Below are 21,357 nucleotides of genomic sequence, written 5' to 3'. Positions count from 1 at the left end.
CTCTCGTCCGGCCCCGCGTCGTTCCCCCGTACCCCCGTACGGTCCCCCCGTGTTCCCCCCGTACCCTCAGGCCACCAGCTCGCCGAAGGACTCCTCCTCGTCACGGCCGAAGCTCAGCACCTCGTCCTCGCGCAGTCGCCGCAGCGAGCGCCAGATGCTCGACTTCACCGTGCCGACACTGATGTCCAGGATCGCCGCGATCTCCGGATCGGTGCGGCCCTCGTAATAGCGCAGCACCAGCATGGTGCGCTGCAGCTCGGGCAGCCGGGCGAGCGCCTGCCACAGCACCGCGCGCAGCTCCGTGCCCCGCATGGCGTCCGTCTCGCCGACCGTCTCCGGCAGCTCCTCGGTCGGGTACTCGTTGAGCTTGCGCCGGCGCCAGGCGCTGATGTGCAGGTTCGTCATGGTGCGGCGGAGGTATCCGCCGACGGCCGCCTTGTCGCTGATCCGGTCCCAGGCGCGGTACGTGGAGAACAGCGCGCTCTGGAGCAGGTCCTCGGCCTCGAAACGGTCACCGGTGAGGTGGTAGGCGGTGGCGTACAGGGAGGCCCGGCGCTCCTGGACGTAGGCCGTGAACTCGGCCTCCGAACAACCGGAACGCTCCCCCGTGACCTCCCCGTACGCCGCTCCCCCGTCAGCGACGGCCACCATGTAAGGCGCCTTGCGCTGACGTCCGACACCGCGAACGCACCCCCGCCCGTTCACCGCGCCGGACTTCTCCGCGCTCCGCACGACGTCGTGGAGACGCGTGACAACTGCGCTTGAGGTGGTGCTGTGCAGTGCGTTCATCTCGCGCCCCCCGTCGGTTGGAGTGTGGCCGGTCCGTGTGACAAGAAGCCTGCCCGGCGCACTTCATGGCGGTGTCCGCCGACTGTCACAGACGTGTCACAGGGGCCGGGGCGTGCGCGCGCCTCCGTCCGGTCGAACTCGGACGGCCGCATGCGACAGAATGACGTCCGTGCCTTTTCTGTTGCTGATCGAGGACGACGACGCCATCCGGACGGCCCTCGAACTCTCCCTGTCCCGGCAGGGCCACCGGGTGGCCACCGCCGCGACGGGCGAGGACGGGCTGCAACTGCTCCGTGAGCAGCGGCCCGACCTGGTCGTGCTGGACGTCATGCTGCCCGGCATCGACGGCTTCGAGGTGTGCCGTCGCATCCGCCGCACCGACCAGCTGCCGATCATTCTGCTCACCGCGCGCAGCGACGACATCGACGTGGTCGTCGGCCTGGAGTCCGGCGCCGACGACTACGTGGTCAAGCCGGTGCAGGGGCGGGTCCTCGACGCCCGTATCCGTGCCGTCCTGCGGCGCGGCGAGCGGGAGTCGGCCGATTCCGCCACCTTCGGTTCGCTCGTGATCGACCGGGCGGCGATGACCGTGACGAAGAACGGGGAGGACCTCCAGCTCACCCCCACGGAGCTGCGGCTGCTCCTGGAGCTGAGCCGGCGGCCCGGACAGGCGCTCTCCCGCCAGCAGTTGCTGCGGCTCGTGTGGGAGCACGACTACCTGGGCGACTCCCGGCTGGTCGACGCGTGTGTGCAGCGGCTGCGCGCCAAGGTGGAGGACGTGCCGTCCTCGCCGACCCTGATCCGTACGGTGCGGGGCGTCGGCTACCGACTGGACGTCCCTGCGTGAGCCGGGGAATCATCACGCGGCTCGGTCTCACCAGCCTGCGGCTGCGGCTCGTCGTGGTCTTCGCCCTGGTCGCGCTCACCGCGGCCGTCGCCGCCTCGGGCATCGCGTACTGGCTCAACCGGGAGGCGGTGCTCACCCGGACCCAGGACGGGGCGCTGAACGACTTCCGGCAGGAGATGCAGAACCGGGCGGCGACGCTGCCGCTCCGGCCCGACCAGGAGGAACTGCGCCGCACCGCCGAGCAGATGGCGAGCGGCAGCGCGGGCTACCAGGTGCTGCTGCTCGGTGAGCGGGAGGCGGGCAAGCCGATCGTCGGCGCCTCGGACCCGGACACCTTCACGCTCGCGGACGTGCCGCGGGCGCTGCGGGAGGCGGTGGACACCCGCCGCCCGGTGTCGGACGCCAATCCCTACCCGTACCACCTGTTCTGGCAGCGTACGGAGCGGGGCGGGACGCCCTATCTGGTGGGCGGGACGCGGATCGACGGCGGCGGCCCCGCCGGATACATGTTCAAGTCGCTGGCGGCGGAGAAGGCCGATCTGAACTCGCTCGCCTGGTCGCTGGGGATCGCCACGGCGCTCGCCGTGGCCGGGTCGGTGCTGCTCGCGCAGGTGGCGGCGACGACCGTGCTGCGGCCGGTGCACCGGGTCGGGGAGGCGGCCAAGCAGCTCGGCGAGGGCAAGCTCGACACCCGGCTCCAGGTCTCGGGAGCGGACGAACTGGCGGATCTGTCGCGGACGTTCAACGACGCGGCCGAGTCGCTGCAGAAGCAGGTCGCCGACATGAGCGCCCGGGAGGAGTCGAGCCGGCGCTTCGTGGCCGACATGTCGCACGAGCTGCGGACGCCGCTCACCGCGCTGACGGCCGTCACCGAGGTCCTGGAGGACGAGCAGGACTCCCTGGACCCGATGATCGCCCCGGCGGTGGCGCTGGTGGTGAGCGAGACCCGGCGGCTCAACGACCTGGTGGAGAACCTGATGGAGGTGACCCGCTTCGACGCGGGCACCGCCCGGCTCGTCCTGGACGACGTCGACATCGCGGACCAGATCACCGCCTGCATCGACGCGCGGGCCTGGTTGGACGCGGTGGAGCTGGACGCGGAGCGCGGGATCGTGGCGCGTCTCGACCCGCGCCGGCTCGACGTGATCCTCGCCAATCTGATCGGGAACGCGCTGAAGCACGGCGGTTCGCCGGTGCGGGTGTCGGTCCGTACCGAGGAGACCGGTACGGACGGGGGCGAGGAGCTGGTGATCGCGGTGCGCGACCACGGCCCCGGCATCCCCGAGGAGGTGCTGCCGCACGTCTTCGACCGTTTCTACAAGGCGAGCGCGTCGCGGCCGAGGTCGGACGGCAGCGGGCTGGGCCTGTCGATCGCCATGGAGAACGCGCTGATCCACGAGGGGTCCATCTCCGCGTCGAACTCGGTCGGCGAGGACGGGAAGACGGGCGGCGCGGTGTTCGTGCTGCGGCTGCCCAGGGACGCGTCGGGGATCGCGCGCGAGTCGCGGGTGGAGGAAGAGTGAAGCGCCGTACGGTCCGCGCGGGCGCCCTGGTGGCGGCCGCGCTCACCCTGCTGGTCGGCGGGTGCGGGATCCGCACCACGTCGGTCCCGGTGGACGCGGGCGCGGCCCCCACCCGGGTGCCGTGCAGCCTGACCGGGGAGTCCTCCTCCGCGGCGGCGCAGGGCGTGCCGCTCCGGGTGCACCTGGTGTGCGGCGCGCAGCTGGAAGTGGTGGAGCGCGGGGCCCCGCTACCGGAGGAGAAGGCCGGCCGTTCGCCGCTGCGGACGGCGTCGGAGCTGCTGGAGCTGCTGGTCGCCGGGCCGTCGGAGGAGGAGCGGGCGGCCGGGTTCACCACGGCGGTGCGCGGACCGATGGCGGTGAAGGGCGCGCGGGCCGGTGATCCGGCGGGCACCCTGCGGCTGAACCGTCAGCCGGAGGACCTGGCGCCGACGGCCCTGTCGCAGATCGTCTGCACCTTCGCGGAGAGCGCGGCGGGGGCGGGCGAGCACACGGTGCTGCTGGGCGGTCCGGGCGCGTACGCGCCGAAGCGCTACCGGTGCACGCCGGAGCTGCGGGAGCGTCCGGAGTCGGCGCCGCCGCTGGGCACGGTGCCGACGGTGACGGTCCCGGGGCCCTCGGGTTCGGCGGACCCGGCCTCGGAGGCCCCGGCCGGGGAGTGACCCGGCCGCCGGGGGTCCGGCCGGGAGTGACCGGACCCGGTGGGAGGGGCCGGCGGGTGTGACGTCCTCCCGCGCGTGCCCGGCGGCGGAACCGATTCCGCCGCCGGGCACGTCTAGGGGGGCGTGCAGCGTCAAGGTTCGGGCGGCAGTGCCGCCGTGGTCGTCCGCGTGGCCGGGTTCGTACTCCTGGCCGCGTATCTGCTGCTCGTCGCCTGGGTCGGCCTGCGCCCACGGGACGTGGCCTGGGTGACCGCGCCGAACACGGTCCCGCTCGACGGCATCCGCGCCGATCTGGCGCTCGGCGGGACCCGGGCGGTACGGCTCCTCGCGGAGGGGCTGCTGCTCCTGGCCCCGCTCGGGGTGCTGCTTCCGATGGCCGACGGGCGGCTCGACGTCTCGCCCTGGGCCTCGCTGGTCCGGACGACGGCCGCGGGGGCCCTGGTGTCGCTGGCCCTGGAGCTGTTGCAGACGGCGGTGCCCGGGCAGGTCGTGGACGTGGACTCGGTGCTGCTCAACACGGCCGGGGTGGCGCTGACCCACCTGCTCGTGGTGCCCGCCGGGCGGGCCCGGCTGCGGCGCCGGACGGGCACGGGGCGCTCCGGTCCGGCCGCGTCCTCCGCCGGGGGGAGCCGGGCGCGGGGCGGGGCCCTGCCCCGGAAGGAGTCGGCTCAGGGTTCGACCCCGAGGATTCCCAGGGTCCGGATCGCCCCGTAGACCGACGCTTCGTCCCCCGGTGCGACGGCACCATGGAGTCATCGGGAGCCCGACGGAAAGGTTCCCGGACCGACTCCGAAGGAGCCCACCATGGCCGCACTTGCCCGCCCCCGTGACGGACGCATGATCGGCGGAGTGTGCGCGGCGCTCGCCCGGCGCTTCGGCACCTCCGCGACGACGATGCGCGTGATCTTCCTGGTCTCGTGTCTGCTGCCGGGCCCGCAGTTCCTGCTCTACCTGGCGCTGTGGATGCTCCTGCCGCAGGAGAAGCGCACGACCACCGCCTGGTAGACCCGGCGGCCGGGGCGCGCGTACGCCGAAGGGGCGCGTACCCGGAAACGGGTGCGCGCCCCTTCGCTGTCGTACGGCTCCGGTCAGGCGACCGGGAGGGTGCCGGGCACCACGCCGCCGAGGACGGCGGTGGCCTGGCCGAGCGGCAGGCCGCCGAGGAGGCCCGTGACGGGGGCCAGCGGGGTGTGCTGGGTGGCCTGGTTGGCGGCGGCGGGGAGGGTCTTCGCGCCGTGGTCGAGGACCTGGCCGAGGGCGCCCTGCCCGCCGACGGGCAGCTGGGCGAGACCGTCGCCCAGCGGGACGGCCGAGGTCAGGGAGCCCAGCGCGTCGGCGCCCACGGGCAGCTCGGGCGCGGCGGAGGCCGTGCCCGCGGCGGCGGCGGCGAAAGCGGCGCCGAGGGCGGCGACACCGAGCTTCTTGGCGGCAGACTGCTTCATCAGAAAATCTTCCTTGAGCTTTGGGGAAGGGAGACCGGGCGTCGGGAGAACCGGAAACCGGAAAAGGGCATCCGGATATTGCGGAGCGGTTCCGCAAACTAACCAGCCGGGCACCCCGACCGCAAACACCGAAAGGCGGCCGGGTGTCGCCCTCCCGGCCGCCTTCCGCCCCTCCGGGCAGCCGCCGTCAGTCGGCCGCCGGGGAAGACGTGCTGGTGACAGCCGTCTGCCGGAACAGCCATTCGGACTTCAGCTCGGCATAACCTGGCTTGATCACGTCGTTGATCATGGCGAGTCGTTCATCGAAAGGAATGAACGCTGATTTCATCGCATTGACCGTGAACCACTGCATGTCATCGAGCGTGTAATCGAATGCTTCGACCAGGCACTCGAATTCCCGGCTCATGCTGGTGCCGCTCATCAGCCGGTTGTCGGTGTTGACCGTCGTGCGGAAGTGGAGCCTGCGGAGCAGCCCGATGGGGTGCTCGGCGTAGGAGGCGGCGGCGCCGGTCTGGAGGTTGGAGGTGGGGCACATCTCCAGCGGGATCCGCTTGTCGCGGACGTAGGCGGCGAGGCGGCCGAGGCGGACCGTGCCGTCCTCGGCGACCTCGATGTCGTCGATGATCCGGACGCCGTGACCGAGACGGTCGGCGCCGCACCACTGGAGCGCCTGCCAGATGGAGGGCAGCCCGAAGGCCTCACCGGCGTGGATCGTGAAGTGGTTGTTCTCCCGCTTCAGGTACTCGAAGGCGTCGAGGTGGCGGGTGGGCGGGAAGCCGGCCTCGGCGCCCGCGATGTCGAAGCCGACGACGCCCGCGTCGCGGTAGCGGTTGGCGAGTTCGGCGATCTCCAGGGCGCGGGCCGCGTGGCGCATGGCGGTCAGCAGGGCACCGACCCGGATGCGGTGCCCGGCCGCCCTGGCCTGCCGCTCGCCCTCCCGGAAGCCTTCGTTGACGGCCTCCACGACTTCTTCGAGGGTGAGGCCGGCCTCCAGGTGCTGCTCGGGCGCGTAGCGCACCTCCGCGTACACGACGCCGTCCTCGGCCAGGTCGACCGCGCACTCGGCGGCGACCCGGACGAGGGCCTCGCGGGTCTGCATGACGGCGCAGGTGTGCGCGAAGGTCTCCAGGTAGCGCTCCAGGGACCCGGAGTCGGCGGCCTCGCGGAACCAGAGGCCGAGCTTGTCCGGTTCCGTCTCGGGGAGCCGCGAGTAGCCCTGTTCACGGGCGAGTTCGATGATCGTGCCGGGGCGCAGTCCGCCGTCGAGGTGGTCGTGGAGCAGCACCTTCGGGGCACGGCGGATCTGGTCCGCGGTGGGGACGTTGGGGGTCTGGCTCGTCATTTCCGCACTGTAGCCCCTACGCGCGTAGAGCGGGCGTCCCGGCGCCGCATCGGTGCGGACTTTTCGCCTCCGCGCCGGTCGCGTCCGCCCCACGGTGTCCGGATGACCGCGGACGAAAGGGTGCGAGTGGCGCCCGCGTTCGGGGGTGGGCCGGCCCGGGCGATACGTAACAGAGACCGCGCGTACCACTGGCGTACACCTCGGATTCTGAGACTGTTCTGCCATGGCGCACTACGCACTCGTGGGGACCGCCGACGGCCGGAGACCCCGGCTCGGTCGGGCGGTCGGGACTTCGCAGGCGGCGGTGGGCGGCGTGGTGCTGCTCCTGCCGGACGGCGAGCCGGTGTCGGGGCGGCGGCCCTCGGTACGGGCGCACGCGGCGGCGCTGCCGCTGGGGCGCGCGCTCGTCCGGGCGGGGCGCGCGGACGGGCTCGTGGCGCACGTGGTGCGCTACCGGGGCCGCGGCTGGAACGGCCCGGACGCGGACCTCGCGGCGGACGCCTCCTGGGCGGTGTCGGAGGCGGTACGGCGCTACGGCGACGTTCCCGTGTGCCTGGCCGGCCTCGGGATGGGCGCGCGGGCGGCGCTGCGGGCGGGCGGCCACGACGCGGTCGCCGCGGTCCTCGCGCTGGCGCCCTGGCTCCCCGAGGAGGACGTGGCGGCGGAGCCGGAGCCGGTACGGCAGCTGGTGGGGCGCCGGGTGCTGCTGGTGCACGGGACGAACGACGCGCGGACGGACCCGGAGCTGTCCTTCCGCTTCGCGGACCGGGCCAAGAAGGCCAACCGGGACACCTGCCGGTTCGAGGTGCACACGGACGGCCACGCCCTGCGGCAGTACGCCGCCGAAGTACGGGCCCTGGCCGCCGACTTCGTGCTCGGCGCCCTCTTCGCCCGCCCGGTCTCCCGCCCCCTGACGGACGCGATGGCCGCCCCACCGCCCCTGGGCCTGCGCATGCCCCTGGCGGCGGGCTTCGGAGGCGCCCCCCGCCGGTGAGGAGGCGGGGTCGGCCTCAGGGTTCCTGGGGGGCCTGGGCCTCCTTCGGGAGGAGGTGGCCCCGGCGGCTCAGGAGGAACTTCTTGAAGGCGGCGACCGGGGCCGTGTCCGGATGGCCGTCGAGCCAGGCGAGGCCGATCTCGCGGACCGCCCGCGGCGCGGTCACGGTGAGTTCGACGACGCCGGGGCGCGCGACGGCGGGCGGCGGCAGCAGCGCGACGCCCAGGCCCGCCGCGACGAGACCGCGCAGCGTCTCCGCCTCCTCGCCCTCGAAGGCCACGCGCGGCGTGAAGCCGGCCTCGGCGCACAGGTCGTCGGTGATGCGGCGGAGCCCGTACCCCGGTTCCAGGGTCACGAAGGTCTCGTCGGCGGCCTCGGCGAGGCGGATGCGTTTGCGGCCCGCGAGGCGGTGGTCGTCGGGGACGACCAGGCGCAGCCGCTGCTCGTCGAGCCGGCGGGCGACCAGGTCGGGCGCGTCCGGCACCGGCGAGGTGAGACAGAGGTCGAGCTCGCCGGCCCGCAGCCGCTCGATCATCGCCTCGCCGTAGTTCTGGACGAGGGTGAAGCGGACGCGCGGGTGGTCCACGCGGAAGGCGCGCAGCAGTCCGGGGACGGTCTCGGAGCCCATGGTGTGGAGGAAGCCGAAGGCGACCCGCCCGGCGGCCGGGTCGGCGTCGGCCCGTACGGTGTCGGCGGCCCGTTCCACCTCCGCCAGCGCCCGCTCGGCGGCGGTGAGGAAGCGGCGGCCGGCCGGGGTGAGGGAGACGGTGCGGCCCCGGCGGGCGAAGAGGGCGACGCCGAGGTCCTGTTCCAGCCGGACCATGGCGCGGGAGAGCGTCGACTGGGGGACGCCCATCTCGGCCGCGGCCCGGGTCACGTGCTCGTGCCGGGCGACCGCGGCGAAGTACGCGAGCCGCGGCGCGAGCAGCGGTCCCATGTCTTCTTCGTTACTGTTCGGTGACAGCCGTGGCTGTGACCTGTACTCATGCGCCATGGGAACGATTACAGCAGTTCCGTGCATTGGACGCATGAAAGGGACCGGCCTACGTTCGGGGCATGCCTTCCGCCAGTACCAAGGCGGCCGCCACCCTCGCGGCCGCCGACACCCGCCTCGCCCCCGGCACCGCCGGCTACCGCCGTACGAGCCTCGCTCTCTTCGCCGCCGGACTGGCCGCCTTCGCCCTCCTCTACTCCACGCAGGCACTGCTGCCCGCCCTCTCGGCCTCGTTCGGCACCGGCGCCTCCGCCGCCTCCTGGACGGTCTCCGCCGCGACCGGCGCGCTGGCCGTCTGCGTCCTGCCGCTCAGCGCCCTGTCGGAGCGTTTCGGCCGGCGGGCCATGATGATCGGCTCCCTTTCGGTCGCGGTCGCCGTCGGCCTCCTGGTGCCCTTCGCGCCGAACCTGGAGTCCCTGATCGCGCTGCGCGCGGTGCAGGGCGCGGCCCTCGCCGGGCTGCCGGCCTCGGCCATGGCGTACCTGGCCGAGGAGGTCCGCCCCCGGGCCCTGGTCGGCGCGATCGGCCTCTTCGTGGCGGGCAACTCGATCGGCGGCATGAGCGGCCGGATCGTCACCGGCTGGGCGGCGCAGCTGTGGGGCTGGCGCGCGGGTCTCGCCGCCGTCGGCCTGACCTCGCTGGTGTGCCTGCTGGTCTTCCGGGCGCTGCTGCCGAAGGCCCGCCACTTCACCCCCGGCGCGCTCGACCCGAGGGCGCTCGCGGGCACGGTGCGCACGCACCTGGCGGACCCGCTGCTGCGCCGGCTGTACGCGATCGGCGCGCTGTTCATGACGGTGTTCGGCGCGGTCTACACGGTGATCGGCTACCGCCTGGTGGAGGCGCCCTTCTCGCTCCCGCAGGGCGTGATCGGTTCGATCTTCCTCATCTACCTGGTCGGTACGGTCTCCTCGGCCGCCGCCGGGAGGCTGGTCGGCCGGCTCGGCCGGCGCGGGGCGCTCTACCTGGCGGTCTCCACCACCGCGGCGGGCCTGCTGCTCTCGCTCTCCGACGCGCTCGCGGCCGTCGTCGCGGGCCTGGTGCTGATCACGGCCGGCTTCTTCGCGGGCCACGCGGTCGCCTCCTCGGCGGTGAGCCGTACGGCCACGACGGGCCGGGCGCAGGCCTCGGCGCTGTACCAGTCCGCGTACTACCTCGGCAGCAGCGCGGGCGGCACGCTCGGCGCGGTCGCCTTCCACGCGGGCGGCTGGACCGGCACGGTCCTGCTCGGCCTCGCCGCGGTCCTCGGCGTCGTGTCGATCACGCTGTACGGCACCCACAGCGCGCGGGTGGCGGCGCGCCGGCTCCGCCCGGCGGCGGTCTGAGCCCTCTTCCCGCCCGGGGCTGCAACTGACAGACTCCCCCGCGCGTCCCACATGTCAGGACTCAAGGGGGAGTTGACGCGAATGAACCGGATCATGCGGGTGGGGAAGAGAGCGGGGACGGCCGCGGGGCTGGCGTCGCTGGTGGTGCCACTGACGGTCGCCCTGGGCGCGACCCCGGCGCAGGCCGCGTCCTGCAACGTGACGACGGGGCCGTACCAGAAGCAGGTGGAGAAGTTTCTGGGCCGGGTGGTCGACGGGCGCCAGTCGCTCGCCGACTGCCAGGCCACCCAGGCCTTCCAGCGCACCCACGGGATCACCCCGGCCGTGGGGTACGCCGGTCCGCTCACCTGGCGGACCATGAACACGATGCTCCAGCAGCGGGCGGCGGGCACCAACCCGAACAGGGACGGGAAGTGTCCGACGAACCGGGGCCGGATCGCCTGCGTCGACCTGACGCGGCAGCTCAGCTGGATCCAGGACGGCTCGCGCCTGAAGTACGGCCCGGTGCCGGTGCGGACGGGCAAGGACGGCACGGAGACCCGTACCGGCTCCAAGAAGGTCTACTGGCGGAACATCAACCACTGGTCGACGCTCTACGACGTGTCGATGCCGTACGCGCAGTTCTTCGACGGCGGCCAGGCCTTCCACTCGACCACCAAGTCCATGTGGAACCCGCCGGGCTCCGGCGGCTGCGTCAACATGCGGCCGGCCGACGCCAAGGCGTACTGGAACCTCCTGCGGAACGGCGACGACGTGTTCGTGTACGGACGCAAGCCGGGAACCTGACCCCGGCTGTCGGTCCCCTGCGGTAGCTTCGCTCCCATCGGCACCGGACGGGTGCCGGTGAGGGGTGAGTGGGGTGTGGACCCGATGAGTGACGTGACGGTGAAGACCGACGAACTCGACAAGTACCGCAGGGAGCTGACCGGTTACTGCTACCGGATGCTCGGTTCGTCCTTCGAGGCGGAGGACGCGGTGCAGGACACGATGGTGCGGGCCTGGAAGGCCATCGACTCCTTCGAGGGCCGCTCCTCCCTGCGGTCCTGGCTCTACCGGATCGCGACCAACGTCTGCCTGGACGCGCTGAACGCGGGGAACCGGCGGGCGCGGCCGATGGACCTGAGCGGGCCGACGCCGGTGGCGCAGGCGCAGCTCGTGAAGCAGCCGGAGATCACCTGGCTGGAGCCGGTCCCGGACGGGCGGGTGCTGCCGTCGGTGGCGGACCCGGCGGAGACGGCGGTCTCCCGGGAGACGGTGCGGCTGGCGTTCGTGGCCGCGCTCCAGCACCTGCCGCCGAAGCAGCGCGCGGTGCTCATCCTGCGCGAGGTGCTCGCGTGGAAGGCGAGTGAGGTGGCGGAGCTGCTCGACACCTCCGTCGCCTCGGTGAACAGCGCGCTCCAGCGGGCCCGGGCGACCCTGGCCGAGCAGGCGCCGGCCGAGTCGGACGCGGCGAACCCGCTGGACGAGGAGCAGAAGGAGCTCCTGGAGCGGTACGTGGCCGCGTTCGAGGGCTACGACATGAAGGCGCTGACCGCGCTCCTCCACGAGGACGCGACCATGTCCATGCCGCCGTACGACCTGTGGCTCCAGGGGCACGAGGACATCGTCGGCTGGATGCTGGGCGTCGGCGACGTCTGCCGCGGCTCCAAGCTGGTGCCGACCGTGGCGAACGGCCAGCCGGCCTTCGCGCACTACCACCCGGACCCCGAGGGCGGGTACAGCCCGTGGGCGCTCATCGTCCTGGAGCTGCGGGACGGCAAGGTCGCCGGGATGGACTTCTTCCTGGACACCCCGCGCTGGTTCCCCCTCTTCGACCTGCCGGAGCGGCTGGAGGCGTAAGGGGTTTCCCGCCCCGCCCGCCCCGCCGCCCGGCCGGGGTCCCACCGCCCGGTCTGGTTCGCGGGCGCGTCACGGCGGGGAGTCGTCCTCCAGGACGGTGTCGAGGCCGGTCAGCCGGAGCAGGGCCCGCAGGTCGGGTCCCGCTCCGCGCAGGCGGAGGCGGTGGCCCCGGCGTCCGGCGGCGAGTCTCAGCCGGGCGAGGGCGTCGACGGCCGCGAGGTCGGCCTGCCCGAGGGCGCCGACCTCGCAGACGACGGGGCCGGGCGGGGCCGCGTCCAGGGCGGCGCAGAGGCGGGCGACGTCCTCACGGCCGGGCCGGGCGGGCAGGGTCACGACAAGGGGCTGACTGGTGTCCACACCGGGCAGACCGTCCCCGTGGCCGGAACTCATCGCGGACCGGCCCGGTAGGGTCGCCATCATGACGCGTGAGCCTGTCGAACTGGTGATCTTCGACTGTGACGGTGTTCTGGTGGACAGCGAGCGGATCTACTGCCGGGTGGACCGGGAGGTGTTCGCGAGTCTCGGAGCGGAGTTCACCGAGGCGGAGGTGGCCGAGCGCTTCATCGGCTCGTCCCACGAGCTGCTCACCGCCCTCGTGGAGGAGCGCCGGGGCCGTCCCCTGGAGCCCGACTGGCACCTCCCCTTCCGGCAGCGGTACGAGGACGCGCTCGACGCCGAGCTGACGGCCGTGGAGGGCGTGGCCGACGCGCTGGACGCCCTGGCGGTGCCGTACTGCCTCGCCTCCAACGGCAGCCACGCCTCGATCAGGCGCAACCTCGGCCGCACGGGTCTTCTGGAGCGCTTCGGGGGCCGGATGTTCAGCGCCCACGACGTCTCCCGCGGCAAGCCGGCCCCGGACCTCTTCCTCCACGCCGCCGCCGCGCTGGGTGTCCCGCCGGAGCGCTGCGCGGTCGTCGAGGACAGCCCGTACGGAGTGCGGGCCGCCCGTGCCGCGGGCATGCGCGCCTTCGGCTACACCGGCGGCCTGACCGGGGCCGACCGCCTCGCGGGCCCGGGGACGGTGGTCTTCACGGACATGCGGGAGCTTCCGGCGCTGCTGCGGGGGCCCGGCGTGCCGGAGGACCGGGAAGCGGCGCGGGCGCTCGGCTGACCGCCCGCCGCCCCGGCGCCCGGCCTGCACCGGCGCCCGGCCCGGGCCGGTGCGGAACACCGGCCCGGGCGGCGGCGGAAGCCGTTACGCGATGCGGTCCAGGACGATCGGGGCCGGGGTGAACGCCGTGCCCTCGGGGGCGATGTCCCAGGACGCGTCCAGCGACTTCAGCGCGTAGTCGAACTTCTCCGGGGTGTCGGTGTGGAGGGTCAGCAGGGGCTGGCCCGCCGTCACGGTGTCACCCGGCTTGGCGTGGAGCTCGACGCCCGCGCCGGCCTGCACCGGGTCCTCCTTGCGGGCGCGGCCCGCGCCGAGGCGCCAGGCGGCGATGCCGATGTCGTAGGCGTCGAGGCGGGTCAGGACGCCGGAGGCGGGGGCGGTGACGACGTGCCGCTCGCGGGCGACCGGCAGGGTGGCGTCCGGGTCGCCGCCCTGCGCGGCGATCATCCGGCGCCAGACGTCCATGGCGGAGCCGTCCTTGAGGGCCTTCTCCGGGTCGGCGTCCTTGATGCCGGCCGCGTCGAGCATCTCGCGGGCGAGCGCGATCGTCAGCTCGACGACGTCGGCCGGGCCGCCGCCGGCGAGGACCTCGACGGACTCGCGGACCTCCAGGGCGTTGCCGGCGGTCAGGCCGAGCGGGGTCGACATGTCGGTGAGGAGCGCGACCGTCCTCACGCCGCTGTCGGTGCCGAGGGCGACCATGGTGGAGGCGAGTTCGCGGGCGTCCTCGATGGTCTTCATGAAGGCGCCGGTGCCGACCTTCACGTCCAGGACGAGCGAGCCGGTGCCCTCGGCGATCTTCTTGGACATGATCGAGGAGGCGATCAGCGGGATGGCCTCGACGGTGCCGGTGACGTCCCGCAGCGCGTAGAGCTTCTTGTCGGCGGGGGCCAGGCCGTCGCCGGCCGCGCAGATCACGGCGCCGGTGGTGTCGAGGACGTGCAGCATCTCCTCGTTGGAGAGCAGCGCGCGCCAGCCGGGGATGGACTCCAGCTTGTCGAGCGTGCCGCCGGTGTGGCCGAGGCCGCGGCCCGACAGCTGCGGGACGGCCGCGCCGCAGGCAGCGACGAGCGGGGCGAGCGGGAGGGTGATCTTGTCGCCGACGCCGCCGGTGGAGTGCTTGTCGGCGGTCGGGCGGGAGAGCGAGTCGAAGTTCATGCGCTCGCCGGAGGCGATCATCGCCGCCGTCCAGCGGGCGATCTCCGCGCGGTTCATGCCGTTGAGCAGGATGGCCATGGCCAGGGCGGACATCTGCTCGTCGGCGACGACCCCGCGGGTGTAGGCGTCGATGACCCAGTCGATCTGCTCGGGGCTCAGCTCGCCCTTGTCCCGCTTGGTGCGGATGACGGAGATGACGTCCATGTGGTGCCTCTTTCTACGCGCATAGAGGGGGAAAGGAGGAGCGGCCCTCCCATCGTGCCGGAAGGGCCGCTCCGCGGTGCTACTTGCCGAGGTGCTCCGGGCCGAAAGCCTGCGGCAGCATCTCGGCCAGGGTCAGGAACCCGGCCGGGGTCTCCAGGACGAGTTCGGAGCCGCCGAACTCGTACAGCAGCTGCCGGCACCGGCCGCAGGGCACCAGGGACTCGCCGCGGCCGTCCACGCACACGAAGTGGGTGAGCCGGCCGCCGCCGGTCGCCTGGAGCTGGGAGACCAGCCCGCACTCGGCGCACAGTCCGACACCGAAGGAGGCGTTCTCCACGTTGCAGCCGGAGACCACCCGCCCGTCGTCGACGAGGGCCGCCGCGCCGACCGGGTAACCGGAGTACGGGGCGTAGGCGCGGGCCATGGCCTCGCGGGCGGCCGTGCGCAGCGCGTCCCAGTCGGGGGCCGTCACTTTCCTTCGCCCTTGCGGTAGCGCATGCCGTCCGCCTTGGGCATCCGCAGCCGCTGCGCGGAGAGGGAGAGCACCAGCAGGGTCACCACGTACGGGGTGGCGCTGACGAACTCGACCGGGACGGTGTCCGTGCCCAGGTACCAGACGAGCATGACGGCCGCCATGACGGCGCTGACCGCGGCGGTGATCCAGCGCTTCCGGTAGGCCTTCCACAGCGCGATGCCCACGAGGACCGCGACGAGCAGCAGAAGGAGGGCGTGCACGGACTCGCCACCGCTGCGCAGCTGGAGCGCGTCGGCGAAGCCGAACAGGCCGGCACCCATGGCCAGACCGCCGGGCCGCCAGTTGCCGAAGATCATCGCCGCGAGGCCGATGTAGCCGCGGCCGCCGGTCTGGCCCTCGTTGTAGATGTGCGAGGTGACCAGCGACAGGAACGCGCCGCCGAGGCCGGCCAGGCCGCCGGAGACGATCACGGCGATGTACTTGTACTTGTAGACGTTGACGCCCAGAGACTCCGCGGCGACCGGGTTCTCACCGCAGGAGCGCAGCCGCAGACCGAACGCAGTCCTCCACAGGACGAAGTACGTGCCGATCACCAGCAGGACGGCGAGGATCGTGACCAGCGAGAGGTTGGTGACGAGGCCGCCGAGGATGCCGGCGACGTCCGAGACCAGGAACCAGTGGTGCTTCTCGACGTCGGCCAGCCAGTCGGACAGACCCGGAACCGTGATCGAGGTGATGTCCTCGGCGGGCGGGGACTGCTTGGGGCTGCCGCCCTTGGCCGCCGCCTCACCCGAGTTGAACCACAGCTTGGCGAAGTAGGTGGTGACGCCGAGGGCGAGGATGTTGATCGCGATGCCGGAGATGATGTGGTCGACACCGAAGGTGACGGTGGCGACCGCGTGCAGCAGGCCGCCGAACATGCCGCCGACGACACCGGCGAGGACACCGAGCCAGGGGTCGGTCTGCCAGCCGGCCCAGGCACCGAAGAAGGTGCCGAGGATCATCATGCCTTCGAGGCCGATGTTGACCACGCCCGCGCGCTCGGCCCACAGACCGCCCAGACCGGCGAGGCCGATCGGCACGGCGAGGGAGAGCGCGGCGCTGATCTGGCCGGCCGAGGTGAGGTCCTGCGCGCCGGTGATGGCGCGGACGGCGGAGAGGGCGATGAGCCCGCCCGCCACGAGCAGCAGGATCCAGGGGAGGGAAAGGCGGGTACGGCCGCCCTTGCCGCCGGCCGCCTTGGGGGCCGCGGGCGGCGGGGTGGAAGTCGCCGTGGCGCTCACGCCGACACCTCCGTCGTGTCGTTGGAACGGGCCTGGGCCGCGAGCTTCTCTCCGACCTGGCGCTGCTGACGCTTGAGGCCGTAGCGGCGCACGACCTCGTAGGCGATGACGACGCAGAGGACGATGACGCCCTGCATGACGCCGACGATCTCCCTGTCGTAGCCCTCGAACTCCAGCTGCTGGCCACCGCGCTCCAGGAAGGACCAGAGGACCGCGGCGAGCGCGATGCCGACCGGGTGGTTGCGGCCGAGGAGCGCGATGGCGATGCCGGTGAAGCCGATGCCGACGGGGAAGTCACCGCTGTACTCGTAGGAGTCGTTGAGCAGGGTCGGCATGCCGATCAGGCCCGCGGCGGCACCGGAGATCACCATCGAGGTGACGATCATCTTCTTGACGTTGACACCGCTGGCCGAGGCGGCGGTCTCGGACTGGCCGACGGTCCGCAGGTCGAAGCCGAAGCGCGTGCGCGAGAGCGTGAACCAGTACGCGACGCCCGCGAGGACCGCGACGACCAGGAAGCCCCAGACCGGGCTCGGCGTGGTCGGGAACGTGAAGAAGTGCGAGGACTCGGGGAGCGGGTTGGTGGAGACCTTCGTCCCCGCCTCGTCGAGGTGGCCGAGGCGGCCGGGCTGGAGCAGGTAGCCGATGATCGCGGTGGCGATGAAGTTCAGCATGATCGTGGAGACGACCTCGCTGACACCGCGGGTGACCTTCAGGACACCGGCGATGCCCGCCCACATGGCACCGACGATCATCGCGGTGACGATGATCAGCGGAATCTGGAGGATGCCGGGCAGGGTCAGCGCGCCACCCACGGCGGCGGCGAAGAAGGCCGCGAGACGGTACTGGCCGTCGACACCGATGTTGAACAGGTTCATGCGGAAGCCGATGGCCACCGCGAGACCCGCCAGGTAGTACGTCGTCGCCTTGTTGATGATGGCGACCTGGCTGTCCGACTTGATGCCGTAGTCGAACATGATCCCGAAGGCGCTGAACGGCTCCTTGCCGGTGGCCGCCAGGACCAGTGCGGTGATCAGGAAGGCCGCCACGACCGCGAGGAGCGGTGCCGCGATGCCCAGGAGCAAGCGCTCCTTGTCGATCTTCTTCATCGGGCCTCGTCCTCCGGGCCGTCGTTGCGCTCGGGGCTCACGGAGCCCTCGACGTTCTCTTCGTGCTCAAGATGGCCGGTGACCGCGCCGGTCATGGCCGAGCCCAGCTCCTCGGGCGTGATCGTGGCCGGGTCGGCGTCGGCGACGAGGCGGCCCCGGTACATCACGCGCAGCGAGTCGGAGAGCCCGATCAGCTCGTCCAGGTCGGCGGAGATCAGCAGCACGGCCAGGCCCTCGCGGCGGGCCTCGCGGATCTGGTCCCAGATCTGCGCCTGGGCGCCGACGTCCACGCCCCTGGTGGGGTGCGCGGCGATCAGCAGCTTGGGGTCGTGGCTCATTTCCCGGCCGACGATCAGCTTCTGCTGGTTGCCGCCGGACAGGGAGGCCGCGGTGACGTCGATGCCGGGGGTGCGGACGTCGTACTCGCGGACGATGCGCTCGGTGTCCCTGCGGGCCGCCTTCAGATCGAGGATGGCCCCCTTCGAGTTGGGCTTCTCGGTGACGTGCCCGAGGATGCGGTTCTCCCAGAGGGGCGCCTCCAGGAGGAGACCGTGCCGGTGGCGGTCCTCGGGAATGCAGCCGATGCCGTCCTCGCGCCGCTTGCGGGTCGGCGCCGAGGAGATGTCGGTGCCGTCGAGGGTGAGGACGCCGTGGTCGGGGTGGCGCATACCCATGATCGCGTCGACGAGCTCGGACTGGCCGTTGCCCTCGACACCGGCGATGCCCAGCACCTCACCCTTGTGGATGGTGAAGGTGATGCCGTCCAGGACGGCTCGGACCGCGCCGTCGGGGTCGACTGCGCTCAGCGAGAGGTTCTCGACGGTGAGCATCGGCACGTCCGTGACCGTCGACTCGCGGGTCTCCGGGGACGGAAGCTCGCTGCCGACCATCAGCTCGGCGAGTTGCTTGGCCGTGGTGCCGGCGGGGTCGGCGGTGCCCACCGTGGTGCCGCGGCGGATGACGGTGATGTCGTCCGCGACCGAGAGGACCTCGCCCAGCTTGTGCGAGATGAAGATGACGGTCAGACCCTCGGCCTTGAGCTCACGCAGGTTGTCGAAGAGCGCGTCGACCTCCTGCGGGACCAGGACCGCGGTCGGCTCGTCGAGGATCAGCGTGCGCGCGCCGCGGTAGAGGACCTTGAGGATCTCCACGCGCTGACGGTCGGCGACGCCCAGGTCCTCGACGAGGACGTCGGGCCGGATGCCGAGACCGTACGCGTCGGAGATCTCCTTGATCCGGGCGCGGGCCTGGTCACCGATTCCGTACAGCTTCTCGGAACCGAGGACGACGTTCTCGAGGACGGTGAGGTTGTCCGCGAGCATGAAGTGCTGGTGGACCATGCCGACACCACGGGCGATGGCGTCGCCCGGGTTGTTGAACGACACCTGCTCGCCGTCGATCGCGATGGTGCCCTCGTCCGGCTTCTGCATGCCGTAGAGGATCTTCATCAGGGTCGACTTGCCCGCTCCGTTCTCGCCCACGAGGGCGTGCACGGTGCCGCGGCGCACGGTGATGTCGATGTCGTGATTGGCCACGACGCCGGGGAAACGCTTGGTGATGCCGCGGAGTTCTACGGCGTGGGGACTGCTGGAGCTGGAGGCTTTGATGGCGCACTCTCCTAGGCAGGGAGCGTGAAGAGGATGAGACGGGGACGCAGGCGCTGTCGGGGGCGAAAAATACCGCGTACCCCGGGAGCTACGCGCGTAGCGTCAGGGGAAAAGTTCAACTGCCCGTGGGCATACGTGTGAAGGGGGCCCGGAGTGTCGGCCGACGCCGCTCCCCGGGCCCCCCTCCGACACGTGTCAGAGGGTCGTGGCGACCTTGATCTTGCCGTCGACGATCTTCTTCTTGGCCTCGTCCAGCTTGGCCTGGATGTCCTTCAGGTGGTCACCCGTGGTCGTCAGGGAGACACCGTTCTCGGCCAGCGAGTAGGAGTGCGTGCCGGTCATCGACTTGCCGTCCTTGACGGACTTGATCAGCTCGAAGACACCGGTGTCGACGTTCTTGACGACCGAGGTCATGATCGAGCCGGCGTACTTCGACAGCGCCGGGTCCTTGGCCTGGTCCGAGTCCACGCCGATGGCCCAGGTGCCCGGCTTGGCGGCGACGGCCTCGATGGCGCCGGCGCCCGAGCCGCCCGCGGCGGCGAAGATGACGTCGATGCCCTTGTCGAGCATGCCCTTCGCGGCGGCCTTGCCCTTGTCCGGAGCACCGAAGCCGGAGAGGTCCGTACCGGTGGAGAGGTACTGGATCTGGACGTTGGCACCCGGCTTGGTGTCCTTGACACCCTGCTGGAAGCCGGCGGCGAACTTCTTGATCAGCGGGAGGTCCACACCGCCGATGAAGCCGATCTTGCCGTCCTTCGACTTCAGCGCCGCGGCGACACCGGCGAGGTAGGAGCCCTGCTCCTCCGTGAAGACGATCGAGTCGACGTTCTTCTTGTCGGAGACCGAGTCGATGAGGCCGAACGTGGTCTTCGGGAACTTGCCCGCGACCTTGTCGATCGCGTCCTTGTAGGCGAAGCCGACACCGATGACCGGGTTGTAGCCGCCCTCGGCCAGCGAGGCGAGGCGCTGCTCGCGGTCGGCCGGGGTCTCGCCGGTCTTGGCGGTCAGCTCCTTGGTCTCGACGCCGAGGTCGGCCTTGGCCTTGTCCAGGCCGCGCGCGGCGGAGTCGTTGAAGGAGTTGTCGCCGCGGCCGCCCACGTCGTAGGCCATACCGACCTTGACGGTGCCCTTGTCGGAGCCGCTGCCCCCGGTGGACGACTCACCGCATGCGGCGGTGAGAGCGAGAGCCGCTGTGACAGCACACGCGGCGGTGATCTTGGATACCCGGCGCACGAGAGGTCCCTTCAAGACTGACCGAAAGCGCCCCTTGCGGCGCTGGTTCCGGTGGATCGTAACGCGCGTAGATGTCAGTTAAAGACCCGTTCATGAGTCGTTACCGGATCGACGCTCACGAGATGTACCCAGCGTACGGCGAGAGTCACGCGGCCGCGCGGGAGCACCTCGGTGTCGATCACCTGACATTGTCCTCCGCGGCCGCTCGCCTCCTCCCGTACCCACTGGTAGTTCTCTGCCCGACCGCACGACAGGCGGTGGGGACGTCACCAGGACCAGGTGGACGGCCCCGCCGTCCATGACACAGGGGGATACATGAAACGCGCCATCGCCGCTCTCGGCCTCACGGCAGCGCTGCTCGGAGGTTCGGCCGCCCTGGCGCCCGCGGCCTCCGCGGGCACCGTCGGTGACTGCAACACGTGGACGTCCAGCCGGGCGCCCTACACCGGCTCCGCCTACTGCAGCAAGATCGCCTGGGGCGACAAGTTCCGGGTCAAGGTCACCTGCGTCAATCCGCAGGGCCGCCAGTGGACGATCTACGGCCCGTGGAAGCGCAACACCGAGACGTCAACGGCCAAGTGCTCCGACAGCCCGAACGTCGGCGTCCTGCGCGTCGGCGTCTCCTTCAGCGCCTGACTCCGACCGGTCGGAAACGCTGTCCGTTCCATCGCTGTACCCGTACGAGAGCCCAGGGGGAACCTGTGAAGAAGAAGACCGTGGTCACCGCGCTCGGCCTCGCCGTCGCGGCCGGATCGCTGATCACCGCACCGGCCGCGTCCGCCGCGCAGACGGGCCTGCGAAGCGTCGACTGCGAGACGTGGAAGTCGAGCCGAGCGCCCTACACGGGCTCCGCCAAGTGCACCGGCATGCTGCCGTACCCGCTCGAGGGCGCCAAGGTCAAGATCACCTGCATCGACCCCCGGGGGACGAAGTGGGTCGTCTACGGACCGGCCGTCGGCAACGGCAAGGAGTCGAAGGCCAAGTGCTCCGACAACCCCAACGTGGGGATCTACAAGATCGGCGTCGAGCGGGTGCGCCTCTGATGGCGCTGCTGGCCACCCGACGGCGGGTGGCTCTCGCCACGGCCGCGCTGTCCCTGGCCGCCGGAGTGACCGGCGCGAACCCCGCGGCACACGCCGCGGACGCCCCGGCACGGTGCACGACGTGGGCCTCGCGCACAGCCCCGTACTACGGATACGCGAAGTGCACGGGCTTCCCGGTGGCCCGCCAGTGGCGCGTCCAGGTCACCTGCCAGGGCCCCAGCGGCGGCCCGTTCCAGCGCTACGGCCCTACGGTGCGGACCGGCATCGTGTCGCGCCAGAAGTGCTCCGACAGCCCGAACGTCGGGATCACTCACGTGCGGGCCCTGCCCGTGCACTGGTGAGGTCACGAAGCCGTTGAGCCACATGGGTCGGCCGTCCCGCGG

At 72.0% G+C, this 21,357-nt stretch carries 24 protein-coding genes; 13 read left to right on the top strand and 11 right to left on the bottom strand.

The features are described from left to right. Nucleotides 1-66: 66 nt before the first annotated feature. Nucleotides 67-789 carry a SigE family RNA polymerase sigma factor gene (locus ABTY40_RS14110; RefSeq protein ID WP_345278402.1) on the bottom strand — a complete coding sequence of 241 codons (723 nt, stop codon included), beginning with the start codon at nucleotides 787-789 and terminating at the stop codon, nucleotides 67-69. A 169-nt stretch (nucleotides 790-958) separates the two neighbouring features. On the opposite strand from ABTY40_RS14110, the gene afsQ1 reads away from it, so the two are divergent. From afsQ1 to ABTY40_RS14085, 5 genes are all read left to right on the top strand, one after another. After that, nucleotides 959-1,636 carry a two-component system response regulator AfsQ1 gene (gene afsQ1, locus ABTY40_RS14105; protein WP_352059734.1) on the top strand — a complete coding sequence of 226 codons (678 nt, stop codon included), beginning with the start codon at nucleotides 959-961 and terminating at the stop codon, nucleotides 1,634-1,636. Beyond that, nucleotides 1,633-3,159: an ATP-binding protein gene (locus tag ABTY40_RS14100; protein WP_352059733.1), complete on the top strand. Its 1,527-nt coding sequence runs from the start codon at nucleotides 1,633-1,635 to the stop codon at nucleotides 3,157-3,159. Before afsQ1 ends, ABTY40_RS14100 begins: the two co-directional genes overlap by 4 nt. Next, entirely contained in the window at nucleotides 3,156-3,818 is a 663-nt protein-coding gene (locus ABTY40_RS14095; RefSeq protein WP_352059732.1) for a hypothetical protein, read from the top strand. The genes ABTY40_RS14100 and ABTY40_RS14095 overlap by 4 nt, the downstream gene beginning before the upstream one ends. Nucleotides 3,819-3,941: 123 nt before the next feature. Then, a complete protein-coding gene (locus tag ABTY40_RS14090; RefSeq protein ID WP_352059731.1) occupies nucleotides 3,942-4,532 on the top strand; it encodes a VanZ family protein in 591 nt (196 codons plus the stop codon). Nucleotides 4,533-4,622: 90 nt separating this feature from the next. Further along, nucleotides 4,623-4,823: a PspC domain-containing protein gene (locus ABTY40_RS14085; RefSeq protein WP_309050468.1), complete on the top strand. Its 201-nt coding sequence runs from the start codon at nucleotides 4,623-4,625 to the stop codon at nucleotides 4,821-4,823. Nucleotides 4,824-4,906: 83 nt separating this feature from the next. Here the strand turns inward: ABTY40_RS14085 and ABTY40_RS14080 are convergent, their stop codons facing one another. Next, nucleotides 4,907-5,260, bottom strand: a complete 354-nt coding sequence (locus ABTY40_RS14080) for a hypothetical protein (RefSeq protein ID WP_352059730.1) — start codon at nucleotides 5,258-5,260, stop codon at nucleotides 4,907-4,909. 187 nt (nucleotides 5,261-5,447) lie between these two features. Then, nucleotides 5,448-6,602, bottom strand: coding sequence for an adenosine deaminase (locus ABTY40_RS14075; RefSeq protein ID WP_352059729.1), 1,155 nt, complete (start codon nucleotides 6,600-6,602; stop codon nucleotides 5,448-5,450). A gap of 223 nt (nucleotides 6,603-6,825) precedes the next feature. Here ABTY40_RS14075 and ABTY40_RS14070 point away from each other — a divergent pair, with 223 nt between their 5' ends. Further along, nucleotides 6,826-7,596 carry an alpha/beta hydrolase gene (locus ABTY40_RS14070; RefSeq protein ID WP_352059728.1) on the top strand — a complete coding sequence of 257 codons (771 nt, stop codon included), beginning with the start codon at nucleotides 6,826-6,828 and terminating at the stop codon, nucleotides 7,594-7,596. A 16-nt stretch (nucleotides 7,597-7,612) separates the two neighbouring features. Here ABTY40_RS14070 and ABTY40_RS14065 read toward each other — a convergent pair whose 3' ends face one another. After that, the gene (locus tag ABTY40_RS14065; RefSeq protein WP_352059727.1) at nucleotides 7,613-8,590 is read right to left on the bottom strand and encodes a LysR family transcriptional regulator; all 978 of its coding nucleotides are present in this window, start codon (nucleotides 8,588-8,590) and stop codon (nucleotides 7,613-7,615) included. Nucleotides 8,591-8,652: 62 nt separating this feature from the next. On the opposite strand from ABTY40_RS14065, the gene ABTY40_RS14060 reads away from it, so the two are divergent. From ABTY40_RS14060 to ABTY40_RS14050, 3 genes are all read left to right on the top strand, one after another. Then, the gene (locus tag ABTY40_RS14060; RefSeq protein ID WP_352059726.1) at nucleotides 8,653-9,912 is read left to right on the top strand and encodes an MFS transporter; all 1,260 of its coding nucleotides are present in this window, start codon (nucleotides 8,653-8,655) and stop codon (nucleotides 9,910-9,912) included. 81 nt (nucleotides 9,913-9,993) lie between these two features. Then, nucleotides 9,994-10,698: a L,D-transpeptidase gene (locus ABTY40_RS14055; protein WP_352059725.1), complete on the top strand. Its 705-nt coding sequence runs from the start codon at nucleotides 9,994-9,996 to the stop codon at nucleotides 10,696-10,698. Nucleotides 10,699-10,782: 84 nt separating this feature from the next. Next, complete coding sequence (locus ABTY40_RS14050; RefSeq protein WP_352059724.1) at nucleotides 10,783-11,751, top strand: sigma-70 family RNA polymerase sigma factor; 969 nt, start codon at nucleotides 10,783-10,785, stop codon at nucleotides 11,749-11,751. Between the two features lie 69 nt (nucleotides 11,752-11,820). Here ABTY40_RS14050 and ABTY40_RS14045 read toward each other — a convergent pair whose 3' ends face one another. Then, nucleotides 11,821-12,171, bottom strand: a complete 351-nt coding sequence (locus ABTY40_RS14045; RefSeq protein WP_352059723.1) for an STAS domain-containing protein — start codon at nucleotides 12,169-12,171, stop codon at nucleotides 11,821-11,823. Between ABTY40_RS14045 and ABTY40_RS14040 the strand changes: the two genes are divergently transcribed. Beyond that, nucleotides 12,170-12,862, top strand: coding sequence for an HAD family hydrolase (locus tag ABTY40_RS14040; protein ID WP_352059722.1), 693 nt, complete (start codon nucleotides 12,170-12,172; stop codon nucleotides 12,860-12,862). The two genes, ABTY40_RS14045 and ABTY40_RS14040, sit on opposite strands and share 2 nt — an antisense overlap. Nucleotides 12,863-12,946: 84 nt before the next feature. Here the strand turns inward: ABTY40_RS14040 and ABTY40_RS14035 are convergent, their stop codons facing one another. From ABTY40_RS14035 to ABTY40_RS14010, 6 genes are all read right to left on the bottom strand, one after another. After that, the gene (locus ABTY40_RS14035; RefSeq protein ID WP_352059721.1) at nucleotides 12,947-14,224 is read right to left on the bottom strand and encodes a thymidine phosphorylase; all 1,278 of its coding nucleotides are present in this window, start codon (nucleotides 14,222-14,224) and stop codon (nucleotides 12,947-12,949) included. Between the two features lie 79 nt (nucleotides 14,225-14,303). Then, nucleotides 14,304-14,696: a cytidine deaminase gene (locus ABTY40_RS14030; protein ID WP_352059720.1), complete on the bottom strand. Its 393-nt coding sequence runs from the start codon at nucleotides 14,694-14,696 to the stop codon at nucleotides 14,304-14,306. After that, complete coding sequence (locus tag ABTY40_RS14025; RefSeq protein ID WP_352059719.1) at nucleotides 14,693-15,982, bottom strand: ABC transporter permease; 1,290 nt, start codon at nucleotides 15,980-15,982, stop codon at nucleotides 14,693-14,695. The genes ABTY40_RS14030 and ABTY40_RS14025 overlap by 4 nt, the downstream gene beginning before the upstream one ends. Beyond that, the gene (locus ABTY40_RS14020; RefSeq protein ID WP_352059718.1) at nucleotides 15,979-17,091 is read right to left on the bottom strand and encodes an ABC transporter permease; all 1,113 of its coding nucleotides are present in this window, start codon (nucleotides 17,089-17,091) and stop codon (nucleotides 15,979-15,981) included. Before ABTY40_RS14020 ends, ABTY40_RS14025 begins: the two co-directional genes overlap by 4 nt. After that, nucleotides 17,088-18,698 (bottom strand): ABC transporter ATP-binding protein, encoded by a 1,611-nt coding sequence (locus ABTY40_RS14015; RefSeq protein ID WP_352059757.1) that lies wholly within the window; start codon nucleotides 18,696-18,698, stop codon nucleotides 17,088-17,090. Before ABTY40_RS14015 ends, ABTY40_RS14020 begins: the two co-directional genes overlap by 4 nt. A 195-nt stretch (nucleotides 18,699-18,893) precedes the next feature. Next, nucleotides 18,894-19,931 carry a BMP family lipoprotein gene (locus ABTY40_RS14010; protein ID WP_352059717.1) on the bottom strand — a complete coding sequence of 346 codons (1,038 nt, stop codon included), beginning with the start codon at nucleotides 19,929-19,931 and terminating at the stop codon, nucleotides 18,894-18,896. Nucleotides 19,932-20,246: 315 nt separating this feature from the next. Between ABTY40_RS14010 and ABTY40_RS14005 the strand changes: the two genes are divergently transcribed. The 3 genes from ABTY40_RS14005 (at nucleotide 20,247) to ABTY40_RS13995 (ending at nucleotide 21,315) form a co-directional block, all read left to right on the top strand. Continuing rightward, nucleotides 20,247-20,567, top strand: coding sequence for a hypothetical protein (locus ABTY40_RS14005; protein WP_352059716.1), 321 nt, complete (start codon nucleotides 20,247-20,249; stop codon nucleotides 20,565-20,567). Between the two features lie 65 nt (nucleotides 20,568-20,632). Next, a complete protein-coding gene (locus tag ABTY40_RS14000) occupies nucleotides 20,633-20,974 on the top strand; it encodes a hypothetical protein (RefSeq protein WP_352059715.1) in 342 nt (113 codons plus the stop codon). Then, a complete protein-coding gene (locus tag ABTY40_RS13995; protein WP_352059714.1) occupies nucleotides 20,974-21,315 on the top strand; it encodes a hypothetical protein in 342 nt (113 codons plus the stop codon). Before ABTY40_RS14000 ends, ABTY40_RS13995 begins: the two co-directional genes overlap by 1 nt. The last annotated feature ends 42 nt before the right edge of the window (nucleotides 21,316-21,357 follow it).

Origin of the sequence: Streptomyces sp. NPDC126503 (genome assembly GCF_040302405.1) — a bacterium.
GTDB lineage: Bacteria > Actinomycetota > Actinomycetes > Streptomycetales > Streptomycetaceae > Streptomyces > Streptomyces gulbargensis.
This window is presented reverse-complemented; position numbering and strand designations above follow the sequence as displayed.

Excerpts from the sequence above, each read along its gene's own strand:
- ABTY40_RS14110 (WP_345278402.1), bottom strand. The coding sequence starts at position 789 with ATGAACGCACTGCACAGCACCACCTCAAGCGCAGTTGTCACGCGTCTC.
- ABTY40_RS14085 (WP_309050468.1), top strand. The coding sequence starts at position 4,623 with ATGGCCGCACTTGCCCGCCCCCGTGACGGACGCATGATCGGCGGAGTG.
- ABTY40_RS14080 (WP_352059730.1), bottom strand. The coding sequence starts at position 5,260 with ATGAAGCAGTCTGCCGCCAAGAAGCTCGGTGTCGCCGCCCTCGGCGCC.
- ABTY40_RS14075 (WP_352059729.1), bottom strand. The coding sequence starts at position 6,602 with ATGACGAGCCAGACCCCCAACGTCCCCACCGCGGACCAGATCCGCCGT.
- ABTY40_RS14070 (WP_352059728.1), top strand. The coding sequence starts at position 6,826 with ATGGCGCACTACGCACTCGTGGGGACCGCCGACGGCCGGAGACCCCGG.
- ABTY40_RS14065 (WP_352059727.1), bottom strand. The coding sequence starts at position 8,590 with ATGGCGCATGAGTACAGGTCACAGCCACGGCTGTCACCGAACAGTAAC.
- ABTY40_RS14060 (WP_352059726.1), top strand. The coding sequence starts at position 8,653 with ATGCCTTCCGCCAGTACCAAGGCGGCCGCCACCCTCGCGGCCGCCGAC.
- ABTY40_RS14055 (WP_352059725.1), top strand. The coding sequence starts at position 9,994 with ATGAACCGGATCATGCGGGTGGGGAAGAGAGCGGGGACGGCCGCGGGG.
- ABTY40_RS14050 (WP_352059724.1), top strand. The coding sequence starts at position 10,783 with ATGAGTGACGTGACGGTGAAGACCGACGAACTCGACAAGTACCGCAGG.
- ABTY40_RS14040 (WP_352059722.1), top strand. The coding sequence starts at position 12,170 with ATGACGCGTGAGCCTGTCGAACTGGTGATCTTCGACTGTGACGGTGTT.
- ABTY40_RS14045 (WP_352059723.1), bottom strand. The coding sequence starts at position 12,171 with ATGATGGCGACCCTACCGGGCCGGTCCGCGATGAGTTCCGGCCACGGG.
- ABTY40_RS14035 (WP_352059721.1), bottom strand. The coding sequence starts at position 14,224 with ATGGACGTCATCTCCGTCATCCGCACCAAGCGGGACAAGGGCGAGCTG.
- ABTY40_RS14020 (WP_352059718.1), bottom strand. The coding sequence starts at position 17,091 with ATGAAGAAGATCGACAAGGAGCGCTTGCTCCTGGGCATCGCGGCACCG.
- ABTY40_RS14005 (WP_352059716.1), top strand. The coding sequence starts at position 20,247 with ATGAAACGCGCCATCGCCGCTCTCGGCCTCACGGCAGCGCTGCTCGGA.
- ABTY40_RS13995 (WP_352059714.1), top strand. The coding sequence starts at position 20,974 with ATGGCGCTGCTGGCCACCCGACGGCGGGTGGCTCTCGCCACGGCCGCG.